At 60.9% G+C, this 11,795-nt stretch carries 13 protein-coding genes and 1 pseudogene; 10 read left to right on the forward strand and 4 right to left on the reverse strand.

The features are described from left to right. Positions 1-139: 139 nt before the first annotated feature. Positions 140-784, reverse strand: coding sequence for an orotate phosphoribosyltransferase (pyrE, locus tag HT737_RS14635; RefSeq protein ID WP_041071932.1), 645 nt, complete (start codon positions 782-784; stop codon positions 140-142). A gap of 82 nt (positions 785-866) precedes the next feature. On the opposite strand from pyrE, the gene HT737_RS14640 reads away from it, so the two are divergent. Beyond that, the gene (locus HT737_RS14640; RefSeq protein WP_007920349.1) at positions 867-1,646 is read left to right on the forward strand and encodes an exodeoxyribonuclease III; all 780 of its coding nucleotides are present in this window, start codon (positions 867-869) and stop codon (positions 1,644-1,646) included. 82 nt (positions 1,647-1,728) lie between these two features. Here the strand turns inward: HT737_RS14640 and HT737_RS14645 are convergent, their stop codons facing one another. Beyond that, positions 1,729-2,097 (reverse strand): DUF4870 domain-containing protein, encoded by a 369-nt coding sequence (locus HT737_RS14645; RefSeq protein WP_121182738.1) that lies wholly within the window; start codon positions 2,095-2,097, stop codon positions 1,729-1,731. A gap of 29 nt (positions 2,098-2,126) precedes the next feature. After that, positions 2,127-2,849 carry a ribonuclease PH gene (rph, locus tag HT737_RS14650; protein WP_027610407.1) on the reverse strand — a complete coding sequence of 241 codons (723 nt, stop codon included), beginning with the start codon at positions 2,847-2,849 and terminating at the stop codon, positions 2,127-2,129. Between the two features lie 270 nt (positions 2,850-3,119). Here rph and HT737_RS14655 point away from each other — a divergent pair, with 270 nt between their 5' ends. From HT737_RS14655 to HT737_RS14680, 6 genes are all read left to right on the forward strand, one after another. Then, a complete protein-coding gene (locus HT737_RS14655; RefSeq protein ID WP_182403028.1) occupies positions 3,120-3,983 on the forward strand; it encodes a YicC/YloC family endoribonuclease in 864 nt (287 codons plus the stop codon). A gap of 10 nt (positions 3,984-3,993) precedes the next feature. Continuing rightward, positions 3,994-4,614, forward strand: coding sequence for a guanylate kinase (gene gmk / locus HT737_RS14660; protein ID WP_041071927.1), 621 nt, complete (start codon positions 3,994-3,996; stop codon positions 4,612-4,614). Positions 4,615-4,781: 167 nt separating this feature from the next. Beyond that, the gene (rpoZ, locus tag HT737_RS14665; protein ID WP_008030604.1) at positions 4,782-5,045 is read left to right on the forward strand and encodes a DNA-directed RNA polymerase subunit omega; all 264 of its coding nucleotides are present in this window, start codon (positions 4,782-4,784) and stop codon (positions 5,043-5,045) included. Positions 5,046-5,102: 57 nt separating this feature from the next. After that, positions 5,103-7,208: a bifunctional GTP diphosphokinase/guanosine-3',5'-bis pyrophosphate 3'-pyrophosphohydrolase gene (spoT, locus tag HT737_RS14670; RefSeq protein WP_041071922.1), complete on the forward strand. Its 2,106-nt coding sequence runs from the start codon at positions 5,103-5,105 to the stop codon at positions 7,206-7,208. 24 nt (positions 7,209-7,232) lie between these two features. Then, positions 7,233-7,613: a RidA family protein gene (locus HT737_RS14675; protein ID WP_003229509.1), complete on the forward strand. Its 381-nt coding sequence runs from the start codon at positions 7,233-7,235 to the stop codon at positions 7,611-7,613. 73 nt (positions 7,614-7,686) lie between these two features. Then, positions 7,687-8,427, forward strand: coding sequence for a hypothetical protein (locus HT737_RS14680; RefSeq protein WP_027610405.1), 741 nt, complete (start codon positions 7,687-7,689; stop codon positions 8,425-8,427). 137 nt (positions 8,428-8,564) lie between these two features. On the opposite strand, the gene HT737_RS14685 is transcribed toward HT737_RS14680, so the two are convergent. Next, positions 8,565-9,422 carry an SDR family oxidoreductase gene (locus tag HT737_RS14685; protein ID WP_182403030.1) on the reverse strand — a complete coding sequence of 286 codons (858 nt, stop codon included), beginning with the start codon at positions 9,420-9,422 and terminating at the stop codon, positions 8,565-8,567. Between the two features lie 188 nt (positions 9,423-9,610). Here HT737_RS14685 and exbB point away from each other — a divergent pair, with 188 nt between their 5' ends. The 3 genes and pseudogenes from exbB to HT737_RS14700 all read left to right on the forward strand — a co-directional run bounded on the left by exbB (position 9,611) and on the right by HT737_RS14700 (position 11,749). Beyond that, on the forward strand, positions 9,611-10,567 hold the full coding sequence (gene exbB, locus HT737_RS14690; protein WP_182403032.1) for a tonB-system energizer ExbB: 957 nt from the start codon (positions 9,611-9,613) through the stop codon (positions 10,565-10,567). 6 nt (positions 10,568-10,573) lie between these two features. After that, on the forward strand, positions 10,574-11,002 hold the full coding sequence (exbD, locus tag HT737_RS14695) for a TonB system transport protein ExbD (protein WP_041071566.1): 429 nt from the start codon (positions 10,574-10,576) through the stop codon (positions 11,000-11,002). Further along, positions 10,999-11,749: pseudogene (locus tag HT737_RS14700) on the forward strand (energy transducer TonB). The gene exbD and the pseudogene HT737_RS14700 overlap by 4 nt, the downstream one beginning before the upstream one ends. Positions 11,750-11,795: the final 46 nt, after the last annotated feature.

Consider the following 11,795-nt stretch of genomic DNA (forward strand, 5'->3'; position numbering starts at 1 on the left):
CTGAGCGGGGTCTTTTTTATCATCGCAAACTTTGTGGGAGCGAGCTCGCTCGCGAAGACGGCGGCACATTCAACATTGATGCAAGCTGAATCACCGCATTCGCGAGCAAGCTCGCTCCCACAGGTTTGGCACCAGTCGGTCAGACGCCGAACTGGGCGCGGTACGCTTCCACAGCTGGCAGATGCTGCTTGAGCTGCGGATCGTCAGCGAGGAATTCCAGCACCTGGTTCAGCGAAACGATGCTGATCACCGGAATACCGAAATCACGCTCGACTTCCTGGATTGCCGACAACTCGCCGTTGCCACGCTCCTGACGATTCAGGGCGATCAACACGCCAGCAGCCTTGGCGCCGTCTTGGGACGCGATGATCTGCATCACTTCACGGATCGCGGTGCCGGCGGTGATCACGTCGTCGATGATCAGCACGTCTCCGGTCAGCGGTGCGCCGACCAGACTGCCGCCTTCGCCGTGGGCCTTGGCTTCCTTGCGGTTGAAGCACCACGGCAGGTCGCGGTCGTGATGCTCGGCCAGCGCGACGGCAGTGGTTGCCGCCAGCGGGATGCCTTTGTAGGCCGGGCCAAACAGGACGTCGAAGGATATGCCGCTTTCGGCGATGGCTGCCGCGTAGAAACGCCCCAGTTGCGCCAGGGCCGATCCCGTGTTGAACAGGCCGGCGTTGAAGAAGTAAGGACTGGTGCGCCCGGACTTCAGGGTGAACTCACCGAAGCGCAAAACGCCGCGATCGATGGCAAAACGAATGAAATCGCGCTGATACGCTTGCATGAAAAAAACCCCAAATACCACGGATTTAGCTAATTAGCTTGACGCCGTGTATCATACACGCACGCGATTTTTGGGGCCATTTATGCGGATCATCAGTGTGAACGTCAATGGTATTCAGGCGGCAGTCGAGCGTGGTTTGCTCAGTTGGCTGCAAGCTCAGAATGCCGACGTCATCTGCCTGCAGGACACCCGTGCCTCCGCCTTTGAACTGGATGACCCAGCCTTCCAACTGGATGGCTACTTCCTTTATGCCTGCGATGCTGAAGTCCCTGCCCAAGGTGGCGTGGCTTTGTATTCGCGGTTGCAACCGAAGGCTGTCATCAGCGGTCTCGGTTTCGAGACGGCCGACCGCTACGGGCGCTACCTGCAAGCAGATTTCGACAAAGTCAGTATTGCTACCTTGCTGCTTCCTTCGGGGATGAACGGTGATGAGGACTTGAACCAGAAGTTCAAGCTCATGGACGATTTCGGCAAGTACCTGGACAAGCAGCGGCGTAAACGTCGCGAGTACATTTATTGTGGCTCGCTGTACGTGGCGCAGCAGAAGCTCGACATCAAGAACTGGCGCGACAGTCAGCAATCCCCGGGCTTCCTGGCGCCAGAACGCGCCTGGATGGACGAGATTGTCGGCAACATGGGCTACGTCGATGCCCTGCGCGAAGTCAGCCGCGAAGGCGATCAGTACAGCTGGTGGCCGGACAACGAACAGGCCGAGATGCTCAATCTGGGCTGGCGTTTCGACTACCAGATCCTGACCCCGGGCCTGCGGCGCTTCGTGCGCAGTGCACGCCTGCCGCGTCAGCCGCGGTTCTCGCAGCACGCGCCGCTGATCGTCGACTACGACTGGACGCTGACCATCTAAGCGTCGATTCGTGGATGCAAAAAAGCCGACATCGCTGTCGGCTTTTTTGTGCGCGCTGATTACAGGTCATTTGTGCTGATCGTTATTTGATCAAGCGCCAGGTAAACGGATAACGGTAGGGGTACCCTTCGTTCGCCTTCACCCCGGCAATGATCGTCAACACCAGCGCCCCGATGGCCAGCAGGCCCAGCAAGAAGAAGCCGATGATCAACACCATCAGCAGCAGAGAGATCGCGGCAGCAATCGCCACGGTGATCTGAAAGTTCAGCGCCTCTTTGCCCTGAGCGTCGATGAACGGATCAGTTTCGCGCTTCATCTGCCACAGAATCAGCGGCCCGATCAGGTTGCCGAACGGAATCCAGATCCCCAGCAAGGCGGACAAGTGACAAAACATCGCCCATTGGCGAACCTCCTGGCTCGGTTTGGGCAGCAACTCTTGCTCATCACTCATCGCATCCTCCTTGCGGGTTACGAACCTGCTCAGTCGGCCAGTGCGGCCTTTTGCAGTTCGAAGATTTCGTTCATGCCTTTCTTCGCCAGTTCCAGCATGGCGTTCAGATCCTCAGGCTGGAACGGCGCGCCTTCGGCAGTGCCCTGGACCTCGATGAAGCCACCGGTGCTGGTCATCACCACGTTGAGGTCAGTCTCGGCGGCGGAATCTTCAAGATAGTCCAGATCCAGCACCGGCTCGCCCTGATACATGCCGACCGACACCGCGCCGATCATTTGCTTGAGCGGGTCGCCGCCCTTGAGGCCGCCACGCTTCTTGATCACTTTCAGTGCATCAACCAGGGCGACCATGGCACCAGTGATGGAGGCGGTGCGGGTGCCGCCGTCAGCCTGGATCACGTCGCAGTCGACGTACAGGGTCACGTCGCCCAGCTTGGACATGTCCAGCGCAGCGCGCAGGGAGCGGCCGATCAGGCGCTGGATTTCCAGGGTGCGACCGCCCTGCTTGCCACGGCTCGCTTCACGCTGGTTACGCTCGCCAGTGGCACGCGGCAGCATGCCGTACTCGGCGGTCAACCAGCCCTGGCCCTGGCCCTTGAGGAAACGCGGCACGCCGTTTTCGACGCTGACGGTGCAGATGACTTTGGTATCACCGAATTCGACCAGTACGGATCCCTCGGCGTGTTTGGTGTAGTTGCGGGTAATGCGGATCGAGCGGAGCTGATCGGCAGCGCGACCACTTGGACGTTTCATAGGGAATACCTGTACTGGGGACGGAAAACTGCCGAGCATTATAGAGCGCTGCACCGCGCCTGGGCACGGGTTAAAAATTCCGGCCGTCGACCCACGGCCCTGAAACACGCATAACCGACGGCCTGCAGCCCTTTGTCACACCGTGTGTTTGGGCGCATCCGCCGCACTGCGCTACAATCCTGCGCCTTTGCTGCCAGTCGGCTTAAATTCATTGATATCGAGCCTGCGGAACATCCCTTCTGCGCCGATCTGCATTGCGAGGTCACCGCCATGGTGCACAGCATGACCGCCTTCGCCCGCGTTGAGAAAGCCGGCGCCCAGGGCACCCTGAGCTGGGAACTGCGCTCGGTCAACAGTCGCTATCTGGAACCGCACCTGCGCCTGCCGGAGTCGTTCCGCGACCTCGAAGGCGCCGTGCGTGAAGCCCTGCGTCAGGGCCTGTCGCGGGGCAAACTGGAATGCACCCTGCGCTTCACCGAAGAAAGCACCGGCAAGCCGTTGCAGGTCGACCGCGAGCGCGCCGCGCAATTGGTCGCCGCCGCCGAGACCGTTGCCGGACTGATCAACAACCCGGCGGCACTGAACCCGCTGGAAGTACTGGCCTGGCCCGGCGTGCTGGTGGCCGACGCGACTGATCCACAGGCGCTGAATACCGATGCGCTGGCCCTGTTCAATCAAGGTCTCAAGGAACTCAAGGCCGGCCGCGAGCGCGAAGGCGCGGAACTGGCACGCCTGATCAACGAGCGCCTGACCTCCATAGAAGAAGACGTCGTGACCCTGCGTGAACTGGTGCCGCAGATGCTCGCGACCCAGCGCCAGAAAGTGCTCGACCGCTTCGCCGACATGAAGGCCGAACTGGATCCGCAGCGTCTGGAACAGGAAATGGTCATGCTCGCGCAAAAGAGCGATGTGGCCGAAGAACTGGATCGCCTGAGCACCCACATCATTGAAGTCCGCCGGGTGCTCAAGTCCGGCGGTGCTGCTGGCCGGCGCCTCGACTTCCTGATGCAGGAACTCAACCGCGAAGCCAACACACTGGGCTCCAAGGCCTTCGACCCGCGCAGCACCCAGGCCGCCGTCAACCTCAAGGTGTTGATCGAGCAGATGCGCGAACAAGTGCAGAATATTGAGTAAGGCAACAGACATGACCCACCACACCGGCACCCTGTACATCATTTCCGCCCCTTCGGGTGCGGGCAAGAGCAGCCTGGTCAAGGCGTTGACCGACACCAACCCGGAAATCCGCGTCTCGATTTCCCACACCACCCGCGCCATGCGCCCGGGCGAAGTGGATGGCGTGAACTATCACTTCGTGACCCGCGAAGAGTTCGTGAAGATGGGCGAACACGGCGACTTCCTCGAACGCGCCGAAGTCTTCGGCAACTTCTACGGCACCTCGCAAAGCCGCCTGCAGCAGACGCTGGATGAAGGCCACGACCTGATTCTGGAGATCGACTGGCAAGGCGCCGAGCAGGTCCGCAAGTTGATGCCGCAAGCCCGCTCGATCTTCATCCTGCCGCCGTCGCTGCAAGCCCTGCACCAGCGCCTGACCAACCGTGGCCAGGACAGCGACGAGATCATCGACGGCCGGATGCGCGAAGCAGTCAGCGAGATGAGCCACTACGTCGAATACGATTACCTGATCATCAACGATGATTTCGCCCACGCGCTGGACGATCTGAAAGCGATTTTCCGTGCCAATCAGCTGCAGCAGAAGCGCCAGCAAGTGCGTTTCGGCAGATTGCTGGCTGAATTGCTGGGTTAATCAGCACTTCCCAAAACCGCTGCAAGCGCTTTACATTGGTGCCTGCAGCGCGTTGAAGGGTCTGGTCAAAAAATCAGCGCTTCCCTAATCGCTGGTGATTTTTTAAACTGTTGAGTCCGCTCGCCCAACCGGGCAGCGCGCATATTGCATTCGCTCCGAGGAATACCATGGCCCGCGTAACCGTTGAAGACTGCCTAGAACACGTGGAAAACCGCTTTGAGCTGGTCATGCTCTCTACCAAGCGTGCCCGTCAACTGGCCACCGGCGGCAAAGAGCCACTGGTCCAGTGGGAAAACGACAAGCCGACCGTTGTCGCCCTGCGTGAAATCGCTGAAGGCCTGATGAGCTATGAGTTCATCGCCGAGCAGGAAATCGTCCAGGATGAACCGCTCTTCGCTGCTTTCGAGGACGAGTCCAACGAGGCCGTCTAAGCCTATGCCTGGTCGACGTAGCACGGCGCGGGAACACAGCCTACGGCAGGAGTCATCATGCCGAGCATAGACGCCCTCGCCGATCGCTTATCGACCTACCTCGGCAACGACCAGGTCAACCTGGTCCGCCGAGCGTATTTCTACGCCGAGCAAGCCCATGACGGTCAGCGCCGTCGCAGCGGCGAGGCGTACGTCACGCATCCGCTTGCGGTGGCGAATATTCTTGCCGACATGCACATGGACCATCAGAGCCTGATGGCGGCGATGCTGCATGACGTGATCGAAGACACCGGTATCGCCAAGGAAGCGCTGCAAGCGCAGTTCGGTGAAACCGTGGCCGAACTGGTCGACGGGGTCAGCAAACTGACCCAGATGAACTTCGAGACCAAGGCCGAAGCCCAGGCCGAGAACTTCCAGAAAATGGCCATGGCCATGGCCCGCGACATTCGCGTGATCCTGGTCAAACTCGCCGACCGCCTGCACAACATGCGCACGCTGGAGGTGTTGTCCGGGGAAAAACGCCGCCGCATCGCCAAGGAAACCCTCGAAATCTACGCGCCCATCGCCAACCGGCTGGGCATGCACGCGATTCGTATCGAGTTCGAAGACCTCGGCTTCAAGGCGATGCACCCGATGCGTTCCGCGCGGATCTACCAGGCGGTCAAACGCGCCCGGGGCAACCGCAAGGAAATCGTCAACAAGATCGAAGAATCCCTCGGCCATTGCCTCGCCATCGACGGCATCCAGGGCGAAGTCAGCGGACGCCAGAAACACCTCTACGGCATCTACAAGAAAATGCGCGGCAAGCGTCGAGCCTTCAACGAGATCATGGACGTCTACGCGTTCCGGATCATCGTCGACAAGGTCGATACCTGCTACCGCGTGCTGGGTGCTGTGCATAATTTGTACAAACCGTTGCCGGGGCGCTTCAAGGATTACATCGCGATCCCCAAGGCCAACGGCTATCAATCGCTGCACACCACGCTGTTCGGCATGCACGGCGTGCCGATCGAGATCCAGATCCGCACCCGCGAAATGGAAGAGATGGCCAACAACGGCATTGCCGCCCACTGGCTGTACAAGTCCAGCGGTGACGAGCAGCCGAAAGGCACTCACGCCCGCGCCCGCCAGTGGGTCAAAGGCGTGCTGGAAATGCAGCAACGTGCCGGCAACTCGCTGGAATTCATCGAGAGCGTGAAGATTGACCTGTTCCCGGACGAGGTCTATGTGTTCACGCCCAAAGGCCGGATCATGGAGCTGCCCAAAGGCTCCACGGCGGTCGACTTTGCCTACGCGGTGCACACCGACGTCGGCAACAGTTGCATCGCCTGCCGGATCAACCGCCGCCTCGCACCGCTGTCCGAACCGCTGCAAAGCGGCTCCACGGTCGAGATCGTCAGCGCGCCCGGCGCACGGCCGAACCCGGCGTGGCTCAACTTCGTGGTCACCGGCAAGGCGCGCACGCACATCCGGCACGCGCTGAAACTGCAGCGCCGCTCCGAGTCCATAAGCCTTGGCGAACGCCTGCTGAACAAAGTGCTCAACGGTTTCGACAGCGCGCTGGAGAAGATCCCGGCCGAGCGTGTCAAGGCAATGCTCGCCGAATATCGCCTGGAGCTGATCGAAGATTTGCTCGAAGACATCGGCCTGGGCAACCGCATGGCCTATGTCGTGGCGCGCCGTCTGCTCGGCGAAGGCGAGCAGCTGCCGAGTCCGGAAGGGCCGCTGGCGATTCGCGGTACAGAAGGCCTGGTGCTGAGCTACGCCAAGTGCTGCACACCGATCCCGGGCGACCCGATTGTCGGCCACCTGTCGGCGGGCAAAGGCATGGTCGTGCACCTGGACAACTGCCGCAACATCAGCGAAATCAGGCACAACCCGGAAAAATGTATCCAGCTCTCGTGGGCCAAGGATGTCACCGGCGAATTCAACGTCGAGCTGCGCGTCGAGCTGGAGCACCAGCGCGGCCTGATCGCGCTGCTGGCCAGCAGCGTCAACGCGGCCGACGGCAATATCGAGAAAATCAGCATGGATGAGCGCGATGGCCGCATCAGCGTCGTCCAACTGGTGGTCAGCGTCCACGACCGTGTGCACCTGGCCCGCGTGATCAAGAAACTGCGCGCCCTGACCGGGGTCATCCGCATCACCCGCATGCGTGCCTAATTCACACCTAACAAGGAGTCATACATGACCAAGACTGTTATCACCAGCGACAAGGCCCCAGCCGCCATCGGTACTTACTCCCAGGCGATCAAGGCCGGCAATACTGTCTACATGTCGGGCCAGATTCCTCTGGACCCTAAGACCATGGAGCTGGTTGAAGGCTTCGAAGCCCAGACCGTCCAGGTGTTCGAGAACCTCAAAGCCGTGGCTGAAGCTGCCGGTGGTTCGTTCAAGGACATCGTCAAGCTGAACATCTTCCTCACCGACCTGAGCCACTTCGCCAAGGTCAACGAAATCATGGGCAAATACTTCGACCAGCCTTATCCGGCCCGCGCCGCCATCGGCGTTGCAGCCCTGCCGAAGGGTTCGCAAGTCGAAATGGATGCCATCCTGGTCATCGAGTAATGCACACGGCGCAGCCTTCAACCGCTGCGCCGACTGCTCTGCGGTAAAGAAAAGGTTTTGAAAGGATTCCACCATGCGCAAAGCGCTTGCTCTCTCGCTGCTCGCCATTTTCCTCGGCGGCTGTGCCAGCGACCCCGCCGACCGTGACATCAGCGGCACCTGGATCAACCAGGTGGCGATCGATGCCGCTGCCAAGGGCGGTCCCCTGCGCGAAGCGCTTCAGGCCTATGGCCCGAACCTGGAGTGGGACGTCAACACCAAGGCCGGTCAGGCCCGCTACACCAACGGTTTCGAGAACGTCGAAGGACGGCTGCAGGGCGAACAGTCCGGCGCCTGGAAAGTCGACTTCTATGGCAGCTCCGGCAGCGAGCTGAAACGCGACGGCGGCCGGATGAAACAAGCCGCCACCGAGAACGAACCCGACCAGTTGTTCGACCGCGCACAAATCCCCGTACCGGAAGGCGCGCCAATCGGTGCCAGCTTCGAACGCGCACTGTATTCGGCTTACCTGGGCGGCAGCTGGAAGATTGCCAGCGGCGACGGCGAAGGCAACACCGTGCAATTCCAGGCCGACGGCCAGGTGTCCGGCCTGCCCGGCGCCGACCGCTATGCGCTGTGCCTGGCAGGCGACTGCGCTTCGATGAACAGCGACCACGACAGCATGTGGCTGCAGCTCAACGGCCAGGGCAACAACTGGATCTTTGCCCGCAAAGGCAAGGCACTGGAAATTTTCCAGGCAGTGAATACCGCGCTGGCGGATGAAATGCCGCAGTTCACCCCGGGTGAGCGCAAGTGGTTGCTTGAGAAACAGTAACCGCGCCTGAGAACAATACATAACCCTGTGGGAGCAAGCTTGACCGCGATGAGGCCATCAGACTCAACACTTTAGTTGACTGCCAAGCCGCCATCGCGGGCAAGCCCGCTCCCACAGTGGTTTGTGGCGTCAGAAAGTCAGCACTTGCCTTCAAGAATCGCCGCATAACCTTCGCGGTAACTCGGATATTTCGGCGTCCAGCCCAGCGCCTTCGCACGAGCATTGCTGCAGCGTTTACTGCCAGTGCGGCGTACGCTGGCGTCGTCAGCCCATTCGGTAACCCCCAGATACTCCCGCAGCCAGGCGACCACTTCGGCCAGCGGTGCCGGCGCATCGTCCACACCGATATAAACATCCTGCAACGTCTCGCCCCGATCAGCCGCCTGTAGCAGAAACGCCATCAGCCCCGCCGCGTCATCAGCATGGATACGATTGCCGTACAGCGGCGGCTCGACCACCACCCGATAACCACGACGCACCTGAGTCAGCAGCCACTCACGCCCCGGGCCGTAGATACCGGTCAGGCGCACGATGCTCGCCGGGATACCGCTGTTCAGCGCCACTTGCTCAGCCTCGAGCATCACCTGCCCGGAGTATCCGCTGGCGACAGTCTCTGAATGCTCGTCGACCCACTCCCCTTCCTGCTGCCCGTACACGCTGCTGCTGGACACGAACAGCAGTCGCTCAGGCACCTGGCCAAAGTCATTCAGCCAGCTCAGCACATTCTGCAAACCCTGTACGTAGGCAGCGCGATAACCGGCTTCATCGTGATCGGTCGCCGCCGCGCAATACACCAGATAGTCCACCGCCCCGAATGGCCAGTTTTCCGGGCAATCTTCCTTGAACAAATCACCAGCAACGCCAATGACGCCGTCCGGCAAACGCGACACATCACGGCGCAGACCCTGCACCTCCCAGCCGGCGGCCAACAATTGCGTAGCCAGACGACTGCCGACATCACCACAACCGGCAATCAAAACAGAAGGCGCGGACATCAAAAAACTCCCAAATGAAAGGAACAGACTAGCCCTCGTACAGGACGAACGGCTAGCAATGAAGGAAAAAAAGAAACTCTATTACTTTTGTTAACAAGAATTACTTGCAATAATGCACCCCACTTTTGTTCTCGGCCTTACGAGGCCTGGAAGAGCATTACCGTTTTTCTACCTCAGGTCCGGCCAGCATGACACGTAATCAAAACCCCGCTTCGCCAACCAAACGACCTCGCGCCTTCAGCGCAGTGGCGGCCCTGCTGCTCAGCCTGATGCTGGCACCGACCGCCGCTTTCGCCGACGCACAAGCGCCAACCGCTCCGGCTGCCACCGAACAGCACGCACCAACTGCAGCCGCGCCAGCCACCACCGACCCGGTGCAGGCAGTAGACGCCGCCCCGGCAGATGCCCCTGAAGTGCTCGAACCCGACAACACCTTGAGCATGGCCCACGACCTGTCGCCATGGGGCATGTACCAGAACGCCGACATCATTGTGAAAATCGTGATGATCGGTCTGGCCATCGCTTCCATCATCACCTGGACCATCTGGATCGCCAAAGGCTTCGAGCTGATGGGCGCCAAGCGGCGTCTGCGTGGTGAAATCGCGGCTCTGAAGAAAGCCGCCACCCTCAAGGAAGCCAGCGCCACTGCGGCAAAGGAAGGCACCCTCGCCAACCTGCTGGTGCACGACGCGCTCGAAGAGATGCGCCTGTCGGTCAACAGCCGCGAGAAAGAAGGCATCAAGGAGCGCGTCAGCTTCCGCCTCGAGCGTCTGGTCGCCGCCTGTGGCCGCAACATGAGCAGCGGCACCGGCGTCCTCGCCACCATCGGTTCCACCGCGCCGTTCGTCGGCCTGTTCGGCACCGTGTGGGGCATCATGAACAGCTTCATCGGCATCGCCAAGACCCAGACCACCAACCTCGCCGTTGTGGCGCCGGGTATCGCCGAAGCGCTGCTGGCCACCGCGCTGGGTCTGGTTGCTGCGATTCCTGCGGTGGTGATCTACAACGTGTTCGCCCGCTCCATCGCCGGCTACAAGGCGCAGGTGTCCGACGCTTCGGCGCAGGTCCTGTTGCTGGTCAGCCGTGACCTCGATCACCAGCCTGAGCGCAGCAGCTCGCAACCACACATGGTGAAAGTGGGGTAATCGGCCATGGGCCTGCATTTGAAAGAAGGCGCAGACGACGATCTGGCCGAGAACCACGAAATCAACGTCACGCCGTTCATCGACGTAATGCTGGTGCTGTTGATCATCTTCATGGTGGCCGCGCCACTGGCCACCGTGGACATCAAGGTCGACCTGCCGGCCTCGACCGCCAAACCGGCGCCGCGCCCGGAGAAACCGGTGTTCCTCAGCGTTAAAGCTGATCAGCGCCTGTACATCGGCGACGACGAAGTCAACGCCGATACCCTCGGCGCAACGCTCGACGCCAAGACCCAGGGCAAAAAAGACACCACCATCTTCTTCCAGGCCGACAAGGGTGTGGACTACGGCGACCTGATGAGCGTGATGGATAAACTGCGCTCGGCCGGTTACCTGAAGGTCGGTCTGGTGGGCCTTGAGAGCGCAGCCAAGAAATGATCACGACGCGCCATAAGCTGACGCGTTACAGCGGTAGCCTGGCCGTGGTGCTGGGCGTTCACGCGCTGGCCATCGCGCTGGCGCTGAACTGGACCGCCCGCCCGCCCATCGAACTGCCGCCGCAGGCAATGATGGTCGAGCTGGCACCGGTTCCGACCCCGCCACCGCCTGCTCCGCCGAAAGTCGTCACACCGCCGCAGCCACCGGCTCCGGTCGAAGAATTGCCGATTCCGAAACTGGCTGAAGCACCCAAGGCCGAGATTGCCGTACCAAAGCCCAAACCCAAGCCAAAGCCGAAACCGCAGCCGCCCAAACCGGTGGAGAAAAAAACCGGAGCCGGTGAAGGAAAAACCTTCCGAGGAAAAACCGGCGGAGACGCAGCCGACCCAGGCACCGACGGAGAAATCCGCCCAGCCGGCACCTGGACCGTCGCCCGCACAAATGGCCGCCAAGGCCAGCTGGCAAAACACCCTGCTCGCGCACTTGGGCAAGTACAAGAAGTATCCGGCCAGTGCGCAGGCTCGCGGCAAGGAAGGCGTGAACCGTTTGCGTTTCGTCGTCGACGCTGAAGGCAATGTGTTGTCGTTCGAACTGGTCGGCCGCTCGGGCAACGCCGACCTGGATCGGGCCACCCTGGAAATGATCCGTCGCGCGCAACCGCTGCCCAAGCCACCGGCCGATATGCTGAACAACGGCTCGATCGAAATTGTGGCGCCGTTTGTGTACTCGCTGGACCGTCGTCGTTAAGTAGCAAGATCAAAAGATCGCAGCCTTCGGCAGCTCCTACAGGKAT

It is taken from the genome of Pseudomonas sp. MD195_PC81_125 (assembly GCF_014060985.1).
In the GTDB taxonomy this organism is placed as follows: Bacteria; Pseudomonadota; Gammaproteobacteria; order Pseudomonadales; family Pseudomonadaceae; genus Aquipseudomonas; species Aquipseudomonas parakoreensis.

Coding starts and splice junctions, on each gene's coding strand:
- HT737_RS14680 (WP_027610405.1), top strand. CDS start 7,687: ATGCGCAAAGCGCTTGCTCTCTCGCTGCTCGCCATTTTCCTCGGCGGC.
- HT737_RS14685 (WP_182403030.1), bottom strand. CDS start 9,422: ATGTCCGCGCCTTCTGTTTTGATTGCCGGTTGTGGTGATGTCGGCAGT.
- HT737_RS14675 (WP_003229509.1), top strand. CDS start 7,233: ATGACCAAGACTGTTATCACCAGCGACAAGGCCCCAGCCGCCATCGGT.
- rpoZ (WP_008030604.1), top strand. CDS start 4,782: ATGGCCCGCGTAACCGTTGAAGACTGCCTAGAACACGTGGAAAACCGC.
- gmk (WP_041071927.1), top strand. CDS start 3,994: ATGACCCACCACACCGGCACCCTGTACATCATTTCCGCCCCTTCGGGT.
- exbD (WP_041071566.1), top strand. CDS start 10,574: ATGGGCCTGCATTTGAAAGAAGGCGCAGACGACGATCTGGCCGAGAAC.
- spoT (WP_041071922.1), top strand. CDS start 5,103: ATGCCGAGCATAGACGCCCTCGCCGATCGCTTATCGACCTACCTCGGC.
- HT737_RS14655 (WP_182403028.1), top strand. CDS start 3,120: ATGGTGCACAGCATGACCGCCTTCGCCCGCGTTGAGAAAGCCGGCGCC.
- HT737_RS14640 (WP_007920349.1), top strand. CDS start 867: ATGCGGATCATCAGTGTGAACGTCAATGGTATTCAGGCGGCAGTCGAG.
- rph (WP_027610407.1), bottom strand. CDS start 2,849: ATGAAACGTCCAAGTGGTCGCGCTGCCGATCAGCTCCGCTCGATCCGC.
- exbB (WP_182403032.1), top strand. CDS start 9,611: ATGACACGTAATCAAAACCCCGCTTCGCCAACCAAACGACCTCGCGCC.
- pyrE (WP_041071932.1), bottom strand. CDS start 784: ATGCAAGCGTATCAGCGCGATTTCATTCGTTTTGCCATCGATCGCGGC.
- HT737_RS14645 (WP_121182738.1), bottom strand. CDS start 2,097: ATGAGTGATGAGCAAGAGTTGCTGCCCAAACCGAGCCAGGAGGTTCGC.